At 34.7% G+C, this 13851-nt stretch carries 15 protein-coding genes; 13 read left to right on the top strand and 2 right to left on the bottom strand.

Features of this window, described 5'->3' with window-relative positions:
• Positions 1 to 53 precede the first annotated feature (53 nt).
• The 5 genes from ACS3UD_RS05960 to ACS3UD_RS05940 all read left to right on the top strand — a co-directional run bounded on the left by ACS3UD_RS05960 (position 54) and on the right by ACS3UD_RS05940 (position 4723).
• Positions 54 to 776, top strand: coding sequence for an isoprenyl transferase (locus ACS3UD_RS05960; RefSeq protein ID WP_308137348.1), 723 nt, complete (start codon positions 54 to 56; stop codon positions 774 to 776).
• 12 nt (positions 777 to 788) lie between these two features.
• A complete protein-coding gene (locus ACS3UD_RS05955) occupies positions 789 to 1556 on the top strand; it encodes a phosphatidate cytidylyltransferase (protein ID WP_308137349.1) in 768 nt (255 codons plus the stop codon).
• 14 nt (positions 1557 to 1570) lie between these two features.
• Positions 1571 to 2818, top strand: coding sequence for an RIP metalloprotease RseP (gene rseP, locus ACS3UD_RS05950; protein ID WP_308137350.1), 1248 nt, complete (start codon positions 1571 to 1573; stop codon positions 2816 to 2818).
• A gap of 87 nt (positions 2819 to 2905) precedes the next feature.
• On the top strand, positions 2906 to 3967 hold the full coding sequence (ispG, locus tag ACS3UD_RS05945; protein WP_308137351.1) for a flavodoxin-dependent (E)-4-hydroxy-3-methylbut-2-enyl-diphosphate synthase: 1062 nt from the start codon (positions 2906 to 2908) through the stop codon (positions 3965 to 3967).
• Positions 3968 to 4111: 144 nt separating this feature from the next.
• Positions 4112 to 4723, top strand: a complete 612-nt coding sequence (locus ACS3UD_RS05940; protein ID WP_308137352.1) for a 50S ribosomal protein L25 — start codon at positions 4112 to 4114, stop codon at positions 4721 to 4723.
• A gap of 67 nt (positions 4724 to 4790) precedes the next feature.
• Here the strand turns inward: ACS3UD_RS05940 and ACS3UD_RS05935 are convergent, their stop codons facing one another.
• Complete coding sequence (locus tag ACS3UD_RS05935) at positions 4791 to 5468, bottom strand: MgtC/SapB family protein (protein WP_308137353.1); 678 nt, start codon at positions 5466 to 5468, stop codon at positions 4791 to 4793.
• Between the two features lie 117 nt (positions 5469 to 5585).
• On the bottom strand, positions 5586 to 6692 hold the full coding sequence (locus ACS3UD_RS05930) for a KamA family radical SAM protein (RefSeq protein WP_308137354.1): 1107 nt from the start codon (positions 6690 to 6692) through the stop codon (positions 5586 to 5588).
• A gap of 583 nt (positions 6693 to 7275) precedes the next feature.
• Here ACS3UD_RS05930 and rimP point away from each other — a divergent pair.
• From rimP to truB, 8 genes are read left to right on the top strand one after another with little or no spacing between them, the layout of a single operon-like run.
• Positions 7276 to 7740: a ribosome maturation factor RimP gene (gene rimP, locus ACS3UD_RS05925; RefSeq protein WP_308137355.1), complete on the top strand. Its 465-nt coding sequence runs from the start codon at positions 7276 to 7278 to the stop codon at positions 7738 to 7740.
• An 8-nt stretch (positions 7741 to 7748) separates the two neighbouring features.
• The gene (gene nusA, locus ACS3UD_RS05920) at positions 7749 to 8813 is read left to right on the top strand and encodes a transcription termination factor NusA (protein WP_308137356.1); all 1065 of its coding nucleotides are present in this window, start codon (positions 7749 to 7751) and stop codon (positions 8811 to 8813) included.
• On the top strand, positions 8810 to 9079 hold the full coding sequence (gene rnpM / locus ACS3UD_RS05915; RefSeq protein ID WP_308137357.1) for an RNase P modulator RnpM: 270 nt from the start codon (positions 8810 to 8812) through the stop codon (positions 9077 to 9079). The genes nusA and rnpM overlap by 4 nt, the downstream gene beginning before the upstream one ends.
• The gene (locus tag ACS3UD_RS05910; RefSeq protein ID WP_308137358.1) at positions 9072 to 9365 is read left to right on the top strand and encodes a L7Ae/L30e/S12e/Gadd45 family ribosomal protein; all 294 of its coding nucleotides are present in this window, start codon (positions 9072 to 9074) and stop codon (positions 9363 to 9365) included. The genes rnpM and ACS3UD_RS05910 overlap by 8 nt, the downstream gene beginning before the upstream one ends.
• A 14-nt stretch (positions 9366 to 9379) precedes the next feature.
• Positions 9380 to 11608 (top strand): translation initiation factor IF-2, encoded by a 2229-nt coding sequence (gene infB, locus ACS3UD_RS05905; protein ID WP_308137359.1) that lies wholly within the window; start codon positions 9380 to 9382, stop codon positions 11606 to 11608.
• Between the two features lie 21 nt (positions 11609 to 11629).
• Positions 11630 to 12007 (top strand): 30S ribosome-binding factor RbfA, encoded by a 378-nt coding sequence (rbfA, locus tag ACS3UD_RS05900; protein ID WP_213924544.1) that lies wholly within the window; start codon positions 11630 to 11632, stop codon positions 12005 to 12007.
• A complete protein-coding gene (locus ACS3UD_RS05895; RefSeq protein ID WP_308137360.1) occupies positions 11964 to 12968 on the top strand; it encodes a DHH family phosphoesterase in 1005 nt (334 codons plus the stop codon). Before rbfA ends, ACS3UD_RS05895 begins: the two co-directional genes overlap by 44 nt.
• The gene (truB, locus tag ACS3UD_RS05890; protein WP_308137361.1) at positions 12965 to 13837 is read left to right on the top strand and encodes a tRNA pseudouridine(55) synthase TruB; all 873 of its coding nucleotides are present in this window, start codon (positions 12965 to 12967) and stop codon (positions 13835 to 13837) included. The genes ACS3UD_RS05895 and truB overlap by 4 nt, the downstream gene beginning before the upstream one ends.
• The last annotated feature ends 14 nt before the right edge of the window (positions 13838 to 13851 follow it).

Here is a 13851-nt window from a genome sequence, read left to right as displayed (position 1 = left end):
CCGGGGAAGGAGCAAGTAAATTGGTTAGCGAGACTGTGTGTAGAGAGGCCGATATGAAACTAGAAGAAAAGGTGCGTAACGATATTATTCCGGAGCATCTCGCGGTTATTATGGACGGTAACAGAAGATGGGCTAAAATAAGAAACCTCCCGACTAGAGACGGGCATAAAGAAGGTGCCTTGAGGGTTACAGATCTTGTGAGAAACTCTGCGGATCTTGGTATTAAATACCTTTCTGTTTACGCTTTTTCCACTGAAAACTGGAGAAGAGATAAAAAAGAAGTAGATTATCTTATGAATCTGCTGGTTGAATTTGTTACTAAGGAATTGGATTATTTACATAAGAACAACGTTAAAATAACTCTTATGGGCAATATTGACGATTTGCCCGGAAAAACGAAAAGAGAAGTTAAACGTTCAATCGAAATGACAAAAAATAATACTAAGCTCCATTTAAACATCGCATTGAGTTACGGAGCCAGAAATGAAATAATCAATGCGGTTAAAAAAACGATTAACGATTGCGAAAACAACAAAATTGATATTGATGATATAAATGAAGATAGTTTCAAAAAATATTTATTTACCCATGATATGCCTGATCCGGACCTGCTTATAAGAACAAGCGGTGAAATAAGACTAAGTAATTTTTTATTGTATCAACTTGCCTATACTGAGTTATATTTTACTGATGTGTTGTGGCCGGATTTCAAAAAAGAACAATTATTGACGGCTATTGACAGCTTCCAAAACAGGAAGAGGAGATACGGAAACTAGGGCGGTGTTTTTATGAGACAAAGAGTTATTACTGGGGTAGCAGGAGGAGCATTTATTGCTGCTGTAACATATATGGGAGGGCCTGTATATGATTTCGTTTATTTCGGCATAACCTGCATAGCTATCTATGAACTTTCAAAAGTTTTTTTTAATAACGGTTTTGGTTACGAGGCTATTGTAAATTATTTGTTTGCAATTGCATTATTTATTGAAAAGATAACAGAGTATAATCATTATTTCGACTTTTTTCTGTTTTTATACATATCATTAAATTTTCTTATATTTGTATTCAATAAAAAGATTGATGTTAAGAAAATTTCCGAGATAATCTTTATTGGAGTTTATGTAGTATTCTTTATGTACCATATGATGCTTATGAACGGCTCTCCATATGTATGGCTCGTTTACATAATAGCATTCGGCTCTGATACATTTGCCTATTTTTCAGGTAAAATCTTCGGAAGGCATAAACTCTATCCGGAGGTAAGCCCAAATAAAACTATAGAGGGTGCAATCGGTGGAATAATAGGATGTGTAATACTGTCGTTGATTTATTTTAATTATTTAAGAATAAATAAATATATTTACATTATAATATTTAGTGTGAGTGCATCTGTCTTTTCAATGACAGGTGATCTTGCAGCTTCAAAAATTAAAAGGGAAAGCGGAGTAAAGGATTTTGGCAATATGCTGCCCGGACACGGAGGAATATTAGACAGATTTGACAGCGTTCTTTTTGTTGCTCCTATAATTTATTACTTTATTCGCCATTTCCTCTAGATGGAGGTATAATATTGTTGACATTAGTTTCAGCTATTCTTGTATTTTCGGCTATAGTACTTGTTCACGAATTTGGCCATTACAAAGCTGCCAGAAGCGTGGGCATAAAAGTATATGAATTTGCAATAGGAATGGGACCGACTCTTTACAAAAAAGAAAAAAACGGAACAATATATTCAATAAGAGCAATTCCTATAGGTGGATTTGTACAAATGGAAGGCGAAGAGGAAGATGTGAGAACTTCAACAAGTTTCAGCACAAAGACAATCTGGCAAAGATTTAAGGTTATAGCAGCAGGACCTTTGATGAACTTTGTTTTCGCTCTTGCATTATTCATTATTATTGCTCTATCATTTGGAGTATACGGAAATCGCATAGATTATATTGATAAAGATTCAAATGAATACAGTGCTGGTTTAAGAACCGGTGATAAAATTGTATCTATAAACGGAGATAAGGCATATATCTGGGAGGATATCTTCTATGAAATAGCAAATCCGGATCGTGCTTACTATACGGTGGAATATGAAAGAAACGGAGAGGTAAGCCAGGCCAGGATTGAAAATAACTACAGAAAAATAGTAGGTATCAGCACAGATGTAGTTGACGGAAAGGCTACAACGACAGTTTCTCCTACAGATGTAACTTCTCCTGCATATGAAGCGGGGATTCATGACGGGGATAAAGTAACAAAAATAAACGGAATCCCTATTGATACTTGGGAGGAGTTGACAAATCAGGTTGAAAATACACCGGACGGACAGCCGGTAAATGTAACTGTTGAGCGAAACGGAAATACTCTTGATTTCAGCATAACACCTCAGACACAAATTGCCGTTAAGTTTAATACTCAACTTGAGAAATCATTTATTACTGCAATTTCTTCATCGGCTTACAAGACGGTATATTATATAGAGCTTATGTTTAAAACAATCAGCCAGCTTGTAACCGGAAAACTGGGGAGTGATGCATTGGGTGGCCCTGTTATGGTAATATCGATGGTTGGCGAAGCTGCCGAAAGCGGATTGCTTTCACTTTTGAGTTTAGCGGCTTTTATAAGTATAAATCTTGGATTTATGAACCTTTTGCCAATTCCGGCTCTTGATGGAAGCAAGCTTGTGTTTTTAATAATCGAAGCAATAAGAGGAAAGGCTATACCTATTGAAAAGGAAGGGTATATACATTTTATTGGATTTATGGCGCTTATTGCATTCATGGTTTTTATAACATATAAAGATATTTTGAGATTATTGAGGATTTAATTTATAAGAGATAGATGAGCAAAAGATATTTAAGCTCATCTATTGCTTTGTTAACATATTTTGTTGCAATACTATGTAGGAGGATGTATGGGACAGATAATCAGAAGGAAATCAAGAAGTATTATGGTAGGAAATGTGCAGATAGGAGGCGGGGCGAAAATTCCTGTTCAGTCCATGACAAACACATTTACTAAAGATGTGAAGTCTACTGTGAATCAAATTTTGCAGCTTGAAAAAGCAGGATGTGAAATAATCAGAGTTGCTGTTGCGGATAGTGAGGATGCGGAAGCAATAAAAGAGATAAAAAAGCAAATAAATATTCCAATAGTTGCAGATATTCATTTTGATTACAGGCTTGCGTTGAAGTCCATAGAAAACGGAATAGATAAATTAAGAATAAATCCTGGTAATATAGGAAGCACGGACAGGGTAAGAAAAATTGTAGAAATGGCAAAGCCCAGAAATATTCCGATTAGGATAGGTGTTAATGCAGGCAGCATACATAAGGAAATATTAAAGAAGTATGGCAATAAACCGACTTCAGAGGGAATGGTTGAATCTGCCCTTGAGCATGTTAAAATATTAGAAGATTTGGACTATAAAAATATTGTTATTTCAATGAAAGGAACAGATATTAAGATGACAATAGATGCATACAGATCGATGGCTGCAAAGGTTGAATATCCGCTCCATTTGGGCATAACCCACGCAGGAACTTTGTTTGAAGGAAGTATTCGTTCTGCAATTGGAGTAGGTAGCTTGCTGGCAGACGGAATCGGCGACACTTTAAGAATTTCATTGACTGATGACCCAAGGGAAGAAGTTAAGGTTGCCAGGGAAATTTTAAAAAGCCTTAATTTAAGGAATTTTGGAATTAACTATATTACATGCCCTACGTGTGGCAGAACAAAAATAAAATTGATAGATCTTGCACAAAAAATTCAGGAAGGCTTGAAGAACGTAGATAAGCCGATTAGTGTCGCGATCATGGGATGCGCCGTAAATGGGCCTGGTGAAGCAAGACAGTGTGATATAGGCATTGCAGGCGGTGTAGGAGAAGCTCTGTTATTCAAGAAGGGTGAAATAATAAAAAAGCTTAAGGAAGAAGATATCATAGATACATTACTTCTTGAAATTGAAAAAATGTAATAAGATTGACATTTTTGTAAAATATAGTATAATGAGAATATATTAATAAAGTTGGATTTCGTGAAGAGTTCAACTTATTTTTATAACATTTTAAAATAATGTGGGGTGTTATTTACTTTAACATATTAATAAGGAGGATTTACAATGTCAGAATTAGGTGTAATAAAAATTAAGAAAAGAGAAAATACCAATAGCAGAGAAAGTAAGAAGTTGCGTAAGAATGGCTTTGTACCTGCTAGTATATCCTGTAAAGGAAAAGATTCCGTATCGGTTTATTTAAGGACGGACGAATTAAAGAAGAGTGTTAATAAATACGGGAGATATGCGCTTTTTAAACTTTCTATTGAAAACGAAGATACGATAACAGGAATGGTAAAGGATATTCATTATTCGCCAATTAAGGGAGAACTTTTGAATGTTGATTTACAGGAAGTATCTATGAGTGAAGAAATTAAAGCTGATTTGCCAGTTAGACTCAAAGGTGTAGAGAAGCTGGAGTTAAGGAAACTCATGGCACTTTCGCAGCTTGATGTTATTCGTGTAAAGGGTCTGCCGCAGGATATTCCCGATGAAATTACTATTGATGTTTCAAACATTAACGGTATCGAAAATATTAACGTTGCAGATGTGGATTTTCCTAAAGGCATTGTACCTGAAATTAACCTTGAACAATGTGTTATTTCTATTGTTGAAGCAAAAAGACAGGCAAGTGTTGAACCTGAGCCTGATGAAGATACAGAGAGTATTGATGCTTAATAGCATTATATATTATAGTAAAATTGCAATCATTGAGTTGATTGCAATTTTTTGTGTGGAAGAAAGATCAAAGTTCTTCAATATGAATCAAGCCTTCAAATGAACTGAAATTTTGAATTATATCTATATGGTTCATACGTTCATGCGCCTCCAACTGTATAATTGCAATTACAGTAACATCCTTCAGTGTTGGGTCTTTTGTAATTTCAATATCATGGACTTTAAAGTTATTTTCGTAGCAGTAGGTAATAAATCTGTCAAAATGTTCAAGCGTAGAAAAGGATGTATACACGGCTATAGACTTGTTAGTTGAAGTAAGCCATATATCAAATTTTTTTAACAATGTAATTATCAGAAAAACGGCTAAAGCTACGATAATGGCACCGAAATAAAAACCTATTCCTATAGCTAGACCGAGACAAGCTGAAGCCCAGAGACCTGCTGCCGATGTAAGACCTCTTACTTGGCTTCTGCTAGTTACAATTATGGTTCCTGCGCCAAGAAAGCCTATACCGCTGATGACCTGAGCTCCAAGTCTGGCAGGATCACTGCCTTGAAAATTATTATATATAAACTGATTAGTCATCATTATTAAGGAAGAGCTTAAGCAGACAATCATATATGTTCTGAAGCCAGCCGGCCGGTTTTTCCTGCTGCGTTCAAGACCTATGAGACCTCCGAATATAAGTGACAGCAGAATCCTAAGAGTTATTGAATACGCGTTCAGGTTGTATAATATTTCCATAATAATCACCACCTTGAAAATTATATAATACTAATATTATATCTAAAAGGACTACAAAAGTTTCATATATATTATAAAAAAGCGAAATTCTTTTAAAGAACTTCGCTACTTAATTCTTTATATTTTATCAGGGAGCCAAGCTTGTTCATCGGTTACCTTAACGGTTAATATTTTGCCGTTATCTTTCGGATGTTTTGCCTGATGGTATTTAAACAACACTTCATCCTCTCCGATCTGTCCTATTATTTCAATTTTCCCTGTGGGGTGACTCATTGCATATTTAAAGGCCTTGCTTATTCCATTTAACTTTGTTCTTGTTTCATCCATTATTTTTATTGCAGTTTTTATTGGAACCTGAAATTGGTTTTTTACTCCGGAAACCGGCCTGCATTGGAATATGTAGTAAGGAAGTATTCCTATTTCAGTAAGCCCTCTCATGAGAGATGCCAATGTGTCGGAATCATCGTTTATGTCTTTTAGCAGTACTGTCTGATTCCGTACGGCTAAACCGATGTTTCTAAGCATTTCGATTGCCTTAGTAGATTCAGGAGTAATTTCATTAGGGTGATTAAAATGAGTTATAATGTAAATCTGCTTTATTTTGCTGTAGCGTTCCAGAATATCAAGGAGTTCCTTGTCCTCTGTTATCCTCTGGGGAAAGACTACAGGTGTCCTTGTTCCGAAGCGAATAAAGCTTAGATGTTCAATGCTTGAAAATTCGTTAAGTATTCTTTCTATTTTTTCGTTGCTGTTCATGAAGGAATCTCCGCCTGATACCAGCACATTTGTTATTTCTTTATGTTCTTTTATATAATTAACAACTTCATCAAAGTGTTTATTTATTTCATCGTCACTTACTCCTACTAATCTTTTTCTGAAGCAGTGCCTGCAGTACATTGCGCATCTGTTTGTTGATAAATACATTGCTGTCTGTTTATATTTGTGCTGAAGGCCGTTTACTACAGTATTGCTTGCTTCGCCGCTTGTATCAAGACTTCCGCTCATATCAGTTTCAAGTATTGAAGGTACGGAGAGCTTCCTTATTGGATCATTCGGATCATCCTTGTTGATTAAAGATAAGTAATATTCAGGTATTGACATAGGATATCTTTCAATGATGCTTTCAAGTTTTTCTTTATCATTATCTCCAAGTTTCCAGTTCAGTGCTTTGCTGACCTCATCTGCTGTTGTAACATTGTTTTTCAATTGTAATTTCCATTCCATAAATTCAACTCCATTCATTTAATTTTATAACATATTCAACTCCAATTTAAAATTAAATACTAAAAAAATTGAGTTTAATAAAGAGTTTTTATTAACCCGGTATGATTAGTTAAATCATAATTTTATTATTAGTGATTTTTGCGAAATTATTTAACAGTAAAATAAAAGTGGAATGAGATATGACGCTACTATATTTTCCATGAAAAATCTGTATGATATCTTTATATGTTAAGCTTATTTATATATTAGCATAATTTTTGGTAACAGTAAAGCGTTAACAATAAATTTTACGAAATTTTAACGATTGGTTAGCAAACGAAACGTCAAATACATATCAGCTCTTTATTCTGTCTGCTTAAAATAAGATATTGTATGCAGGAAAATCTAAATAATAGTTGCGTCAAAAGATAACGGTTTGCAATATTTGAGTATATAATAAATTTTATTTGATTAATAAAAATTATTGTGATATAATATACAGAAGATAGAAATTTTGACAAAAGAGTGGGGTTACAGCCCACTCTTTCTGATTGTATGTATAAAAGTATTCGTAATGATGGCTAAAAAGGGTAAAGGAGATAATATGAACAAAAAATACATAGAAGAATCAGTGAAGAAAATGGTTGACAGTGTTGTCAAAAATACAGAATTGGAAATGGTTGATATTGAATATGTAAAGGAAGGACCATTCAAATATTTGAGAGTATATCTAGATAAGCCTGGAGGAATAACGGTTGATGATACTGCAGATGTTAGCAGGGCACTTAATAAAAAGCTTGATGAAGCTGATTTAATAAAAGAACAATACTTTCTAGAGGTGTCTTCTCCGGGAATTGAAAGAGCTTTTAAATCAGATGGGGATTATAAAAAAAGCATAGGCGAGAAAGTTGAAGCAAAGTTTTTTAAGGCGATTGATGGCAAAAAATCCATAGAGGGTATTTTAGTTGAGAAGAATGATGACAGTGTAGTTATTTCAAGCAACGATGAAAATATAACTATTAATCTTAAAGATATTTCTAAAATAAATAAATTGTTAGAGGACTTTTAACGGAGGGTATGATGAACAAGGAAATATTAAATGCGTTAAGCGAGCTTGAAAAAGAAAAGGGGATTCGCAAAGATGTTGTGCTTGAAGCTATAAAGGCCGCTTTAGAAACGGGCTATAAAAAGAATTTCAGTAAGGCTACTAATTTCAGCATTGATATTGACGAAGAGAATGGTGAATATAAATTGTTTCAGGATAAGACAGTTGTTGAGGCAGTTGAAAATAAAAATCATGAAATTACATTAGAAGATGCAAGAACAATCGATGCAAAGTATGAGTTGGGAGATATAGTCAAGATTGAAATTAAGCCAAAAAAGGATTTTGGACGCATTGCTGCTCAAACGGCAAGACAGGTTATACTCCAAAAAATACGTGAAGCTGAAAGAGAATCAATTTTCAGCGAATTTTATGGCAGAGAATCCGATATACTAACAGGTGTGGTTCAACGAGAGAGCAAAGGTAACATTTATGTAGATTTAGGAAAAATCGAAGGAATTATAACCACCAGTGAGCAGATACCTGGAGAAGTTTACAATCCTGGAGAAAGAATTAAAACAGTAATAGTAGAAGTGAAAAATTCAGGTAAAGGTGCAAGCATAATGCTTTCAAGAAGCCACCCGAATCTGGTTAAAAGACTTTTTGAACTTGAAGTTCCTGAGATACATGACGGTATAATAGAAATTTTTTCAATAGCGAGAGAAGCAGGTTCAAGAACAAAGATTGCTGTTTTTTCAAATGACTCGAATGTAGAACCTATAGGTTCATGTGTAGGAAATAAAGGAACTAGGGTAAAAAATATAATTGATGAAATATGCCAAGAAAAAATTGATATTATAATATATGATAAAGATCCCGAAAAATTTATTGCAAACAGCCTCGGACCTGCAAAAATAGTGAAGGTTACTGCCAGTGAAAATGAGAAGAGTGCTGTTGCTGTTGTGCCTGATAATCAATTATCTCTTGCAATAGGCAAGGAAGGACAAAATGTAAGGCTGGCAGCAAAACTTACCGGATGGAAAATTGATATAATAAGTGAATCTCAAGAAAAGGAGAATAGCTCCGGGGAGGTACTATGAAGACTCGTAAAATTCCAATGAGGAAATGTATAGGATGTATGGAGAGTTTTCCAAAGAAGGAATTATGCAGAATTGTAAAAAACAAAGATAATGAAATAAACTTTGATTCTACCGGAAAAATGAACGGTAGGGGAACATATATCTGTAAAAAAACCGAATGCTTTGATAAAGCTGTAAAGTCAAAAAGACTGTCTAAATCACTGGAAGCTGAAATACCGAATGAGGTATATGAAGCTATCAAAGCGGAGATTGCTAAGAATGAATAAAATATATTCAATGCTCGGTATTGCCAAAAAGGGAGGTAAACTGTCCATAGGCTATGATGCGGCATGCATTGATATTAAAGGTAATAAAAGCGTGCTGGTTTTAATTGCTACAAATGCATCAGATAAGACAAAGAAAAACATACAATTCATGTGTGAAAAATATAAAGTTAAATATGTTGAATATGGGGAAAAAGAAATCCTGGGAAAAAGTCTCGGGAGAAAGGTGGTGAGTGTTTTGTCAATTAATGATATAAACATAGCATCATATTTATTAAATAATTTATAACCGGAGGTGGCTTAATGAGAATATACGAACTTGCAAAAGAATTAAAAATGAATAGTAAAGACCTTGTTGCTTTGGCAGAACAGGAATTAGGTATTACTATAAAAAATCATATGAGTTCTATTACGGACTTAGAGGTTATTCGGCTTAAAAAAGCACTAAATATTATTAACAGCAATAAAAAGGCAAAGGCTGCAAAGGGAGCAAAAAATGCAGTTATTGACGACGATGAGCCTTTAGTTGATGAAAAAATAGACTTAAATCAGGCTAAATTAAAGAAGGTCGACAAGAAACTAATATCTCCTGTGAAGAAACAGCAGGTACAGCAAAAACCAAGGACAGAAGGCGGAGAAAAAGGATCTTCAAAGGGATCTGCAAAAGGTAAAAATAATTTTAACAAAAAAAATCAAAAAAAGTCAAAGAATAAGCCTCAACAGCCTCAGCAGCAAAAACCTGCTGAACATGAAAGAAAGGAAAACCCTAAAATAAAAAATATAGAAATTGAAGAATCTATAGTAGTAAGAGAATTTGCAGATAAGCTGGGCGTTCCGGTTAATCTTGTTATTTCGAAGCTGATTTTGCTTGGTATAATGGCTAACATGAATCAGGAAATTGATTTTGCTACAGCCCAGCTAATCGGTGAAGAACTGGGAGCTAAGATTACTAAAATTGAAGTTGTAGATGAGCTTCAAAATTTAGAGGACTCACTTGCTCAAGAAGATACAGATGATGAAAAAGATATGCTTCCAAGACCGCCTATAGTTACTGTAATGGGTCACGTTGACCACGGAAAGACATCACTTCTTGACGCAATAAGAAACACGGCAGTGACTGAACATGAAGCTGGAGGAATAACTCAGCACATAGGAGCTTCACAGGTTGAAATAAACGGAAAGAAGATTACCTTCCTGGATACACCGGGACATGAAGCCTTTACTTCAATGAGAGCAAGGGGTGCTAAAGTTACAGATATAGCAATTATAGTTGTTGCTGCAGATGACGGAGTGATGCCTCAGACAATAGAAGCAATCAACCATTCCAAAGCTGCCGGAGTACCTATTATTGTTGCTGTAAATAAAATTGATAAACCTACAGCAAACATGGATAGAGTAAAGCAAGAACTGTCAGAGCAAGGAATAATATCTGAAGACTGGGGCGGAGATACTATATTTGTGCCAGTTTCAGCAAAAAAACGCATGGGAATAGAAGATTTGCTTGAAATGATATTGTTGGTAGCAGAAGTACAAGAATTAAAGGCTAACCCTAACAGAGCTGCAAAGGGAACAATAGTAGAAGCTAAATTGGATAAAGGCAGAGGTCCTGTTGCAACCGTACTTATAGAAAAAGGAACATTGAGCAAGGGAGACATTGTGTTGGTTGGCAGTGCATACGGCAAGGTCAGAGCAATGTTTAATTATAAGGGCAAAAAAATAAACCAGGCTGGACCGTCTGTACCTGTAGAAATTCTTGGACTTTCAGAGACTCCGCAGGCTGGAGATATTCTGGTAGTAATGGAAAATGAAAAAGATGCTAAAAATATAGCTGAAAAGCGCAAGGACAAAAGACATCAGGAAACAATGAATGCTACATCAAAAGTGTCGCTGGATGATTTGTTTGACAGAATACAAAAGGGTGAAGTTAAGGATTTAAATATCATAATTAAAGCAGATGTAAGCGGTTCAATAGAAGCAGTTAAGCAGTCACTGCTTAAACAGAGTATGGATGAAGTTAAGGTTAATCCTATACACGGAGGCGTCGGCGGAATTAACGAAAATGATGTAATGCTTGCTTCAGCATCTAATGCCATTGTAATAGGATTTAATGTAAGGCCTTCTATAGCTGCAATGGAGCTTGCAAAGAAAGAGAATGTAGATGTTCGTACCTACAATATAATTTACAATGCCATAGAAGATATTCAACAGGCAGTAAAGGGTATGCTTGCACCAGTTTACAAGGAAGTTGTGCAGGGAAGGGCCGAAGTTAGACAGACATTCAAAGTTCCAAATGTTGGAATTGTTGCCGGTGTATATGTAACAAGCGGCAAAATAACAAGAAAGTCAAAAATTAGACTGCTTAGAAATGATATAGTAATCCATGAAGGAGAAATATCATCATTAAAGAGATTTAAGGATGATGTATCAGAATTAAATACCGGGTATGAAGGCGGTATTGGTATTGAAAAATATAACAACATTAAAGAAGGCGACTCAATGGAAGCCTATATAATGGAAGAAATTAAAAGATAGTTAACAGAAAAGGGGTATAACATGGCAAATAGAAGAAATAACAGATTGTCGGGCGAAATGAAAAAAGTTATATCTGAAGTAATCAGAAACGAAGTAAAAGACCCAAGAATATCAGACCTAACGAGTGTTACGGATGTTCATGTCACGGAAGATTTAAAATATGCAAAAGTATATATTTCCGTATACGGGGACATTGAACAAACTTTGAAAGCACTAAAGAGTGCAGGAGGTTTTATCAGGCGGGAAGTAGGGAAAAGAGTTAAAATGCGCATAACGCCTGAATTGATATTTGAAAAGGATGATTCAATAGAAAAAGGAATATATATGTCGAGCCTTATAAATAAGGTTATTAAAGATGAAGAAAGCAGGAAGGCTGAAGATGAATCCATTGATGAATGATGTAAAGGAAATATTTAATCTAATAAATAATTCTAAAAAAATCTGCATCGCAGGACATAAAGCCCCTGATGGAGACTGTATAGGGTCAGTTATGGCCCTGTACGAGTTCTTGAAATCTATTAATAAAAAAAACTTAGCAGTGTATATTGATGGCAGCATTCCTTTTAATTATAAACCATTAGTTGATGAAAGTGTAATTTCAACGGAGTATGACGGAGAAGAGTTTGATTTACTGGTGGTTCTTGATTGCAGTGATTTAGGAAGGTTAGGTAAATTTACGGATGTATTCTCTCATTCAAGCAAGACAATATGTATAGACCACCATAAAACCAATGAAGGCTATGCAGACATTAATGTAATAGATCCATCTATGAGCTCTACAGGTGAGCTTCTGTATGACATATTAAAGATATCAGGCTATGAAATTTCTCAGCAGGTTGCAACATTCATTTATGTAGCTATATTGACTGATACAGGAAAGTTTAGCTATTCCAGCACAACAGGAGATACTCACAGAAAAACGGCGGATCTTATGGATCTGGGAGTAGATGCATCTCATGTGGACAACATAGTTTATAATTCTAAGCCTGCAAATGTTGTGAAGGCTTATATTGATTGTATCAGCGGAATAGAGTTGTACTATAAAAATAAATTTGGTATAACTTCCATTACTAGAGATATTTTAGAGAAAAACAATACTGATATGAATGATATTGATGGAGTAGTAGAGTTTATAAGAGGAATAAAAGAAGTTGAAGTGTCTTGTGTACTTAAGGAATATGAAGATTGTAATACAAAGGTAAGTTTGAGATCAAAAAATAATATAGATGTTTCCAAAATATCGGAAAAATTTGGTGGCGGAGGTCACGCTAAAGCTGCAGGATTTGAAATAAACGATACGGTTAAAAACTCTAAGAGTTTATTGGTGGAAACATTTAAAGAATATTTTGGAGAAAAATGAACGGAATATTAAATATTTTGAAGCCCACTGGAATGACATCTCATGATGTTGTAAGTAGAGTCAGAAAAATTTTAAATATGAAAAAAGTTGGCCATGCAGGAACGCTTGATCCAAATGTAGCTGGAGTTATGGCAATATGTGTAGGCAAGGGAACAAAAATAAGCGATTATCTTATGAGCGGTGATAAAGAATATATTTGTGAACTTATACTTGGTCAAAAAACAGATACTCAAGACAGTTATGGCAAGATAGTTGATGAAAAATACAATTTCAGTGTCAGTGTTGAAGAAATTCATGATATTTTGAAGGATTTTGAGGGAGAACAGCTTCAAGTTCCGCCTATGTACTCAGCAGTTAAATTAAATGGAAAAAAATTATATGAATATGCCAGACAGAACATTGAAGTTAATAAACCCGGAAAATTAATAGATATAAAAAAAATAGAGTTTATAAAATTTGAAAACAACAGAGTTCTCATGAGAGTTAAATGTTCTAAGGGAACATATATGAGAACATTGTGCAATGATATAGGAGAAAAACTTGGAACATTTGGACATATGGGCATACTTGTAAGAACAGAGGCAAAAGGTTTACATATTGAAAATTCTGTAACTTTAGATGAGCTGGAATATTTATTTGCTTTCAATAAATTAAATGAATGCCTTATTTCCATTGATGAGATGTATCCTTTAGAAAAAATTATCGTTGATGAACGGTATTATGACAGACTGGCTGCAGGCAACGAGGTTTTTGCCGAGGCTGATGTTTGTAACGGCAGTGAATTTTACGTTTACTGCAGAAACAAACTTGTAGGAATAGGGAAAAAAATCGGAAATAATTCAGTTAAAATAGAAAAAATGCTTATATGAGCTATAGGTGGTAC

Origin of the sequence: Sedimentibacter sp. LTW-03 (assembly GCF_052059825.1) — a bacterium.
Lineage (GTDB): Bacteria > Bacillota > Clostridia > Tissierellales > Sedimentibacteraceae > Sedimentibacter.
The sequence above is the reverse complement of the archived record's forward strand: the minus strand, read 5'-3'. Positions and strand labels throughout refer to the sequence as shown.

Excerpts from the sequence above, each read along its gene's own strand:
- ACS3UD_RS05960 (WP_308137348.1), top strand. The coding sequence starts at position 54 with ATGAAACTAGAAGAAAAGGTGCGTAACGATATTATTCCGGAGCATCTC.
- ACS3UD_RS05955 (WP_308137349.1), top strand. The coding sequence starts at position 789 with ATGAGACAAAGAGTTATTACTGGGGTAGCAGGAGGAGCATTTATTGCT.
- ispG (WP_308137351.1), top strand. The coding sequence starts at position 2,906 with ATGGGACAGATAATCAGAAGGAAATCAAGAAGTATTATGGTAGGAAAT.
- ACS3UD_RS05940 (WP_308137352.1), top strand. The coding sequence starts at position 4,112 with ATGTCAGAATTAGGTGTAATAAAAATTAAGAAAAGAGAAAATACCAAT.
- ACS3UD_RS05935 (WP_308137353.1), bottom strand. The coding sequence starts at position 5,468 with ATGGAAATATTATACAACCTGAACGCGTATTCAATAACTCTTAGGATT.
- ACS3UD_RS05930 (WP_308137354.1), bottom strand. The coding sequence starts at position 6,692 with ATGGAATGGAAATTACAATTGAAAAACAATGTTACAACAGCAGATGAG.
- rimP (WP_308137355.1), top strand. The coding sequence starts at position 7,276 with ATGAACAAAAAATACATAGAAGAATCAGTGAAGAAAATGGTTGACAGT.
- nusA (WP_308137356.1), top strand. The coding sequence starts at position 7,749 with ATGATGAACAAGGAAATATTAAATGCGTTAAGCGAGCTTGAAAAAGAA.
- rnpM (WP_308137357.1), top strand. The coding sequence starts at position 8,810 with ATGAAGACTCGTAAAATTCCAATGAGGAAATGTATAGGATGTATGGAG.
- ACS3UD_RS05910 (WP_308137358.1), top strand. The coding sequence starts at position 9,072 with ATGAATAAAATATATTCAATGCTCGGTATTGCCAAAAAGGGAGGTAAA.
- infB (WP_308137359.1), top strand. The coding sequence starts at position 9,380 with ATGAGAATATACGAACTTGCAAAAGAATTAAAAATGAATAGTAAAGAC.
- rbfA (WP_213924544.1), top strand. The coding sequence starts at position 11,630 with ATGGCAAATAGAAGAAATAACAGATTGTCGGGCGAAATGAAAAAAGTT.
- ACS3UD_RS05895 (WP_308137360.1), top strand. The coding sequence starts at position 11,964 with ATGAAGAAAGCAGGAAGGCTGAAGATGAATCCATTGATGAATGATGTA.
- truB (WP_308137361.1), top strand. The coding sequence starts at position 12,965 with ATGAACGGAATATTAAATATTTTGAAGCCCACTGGAATGACATCTCAT.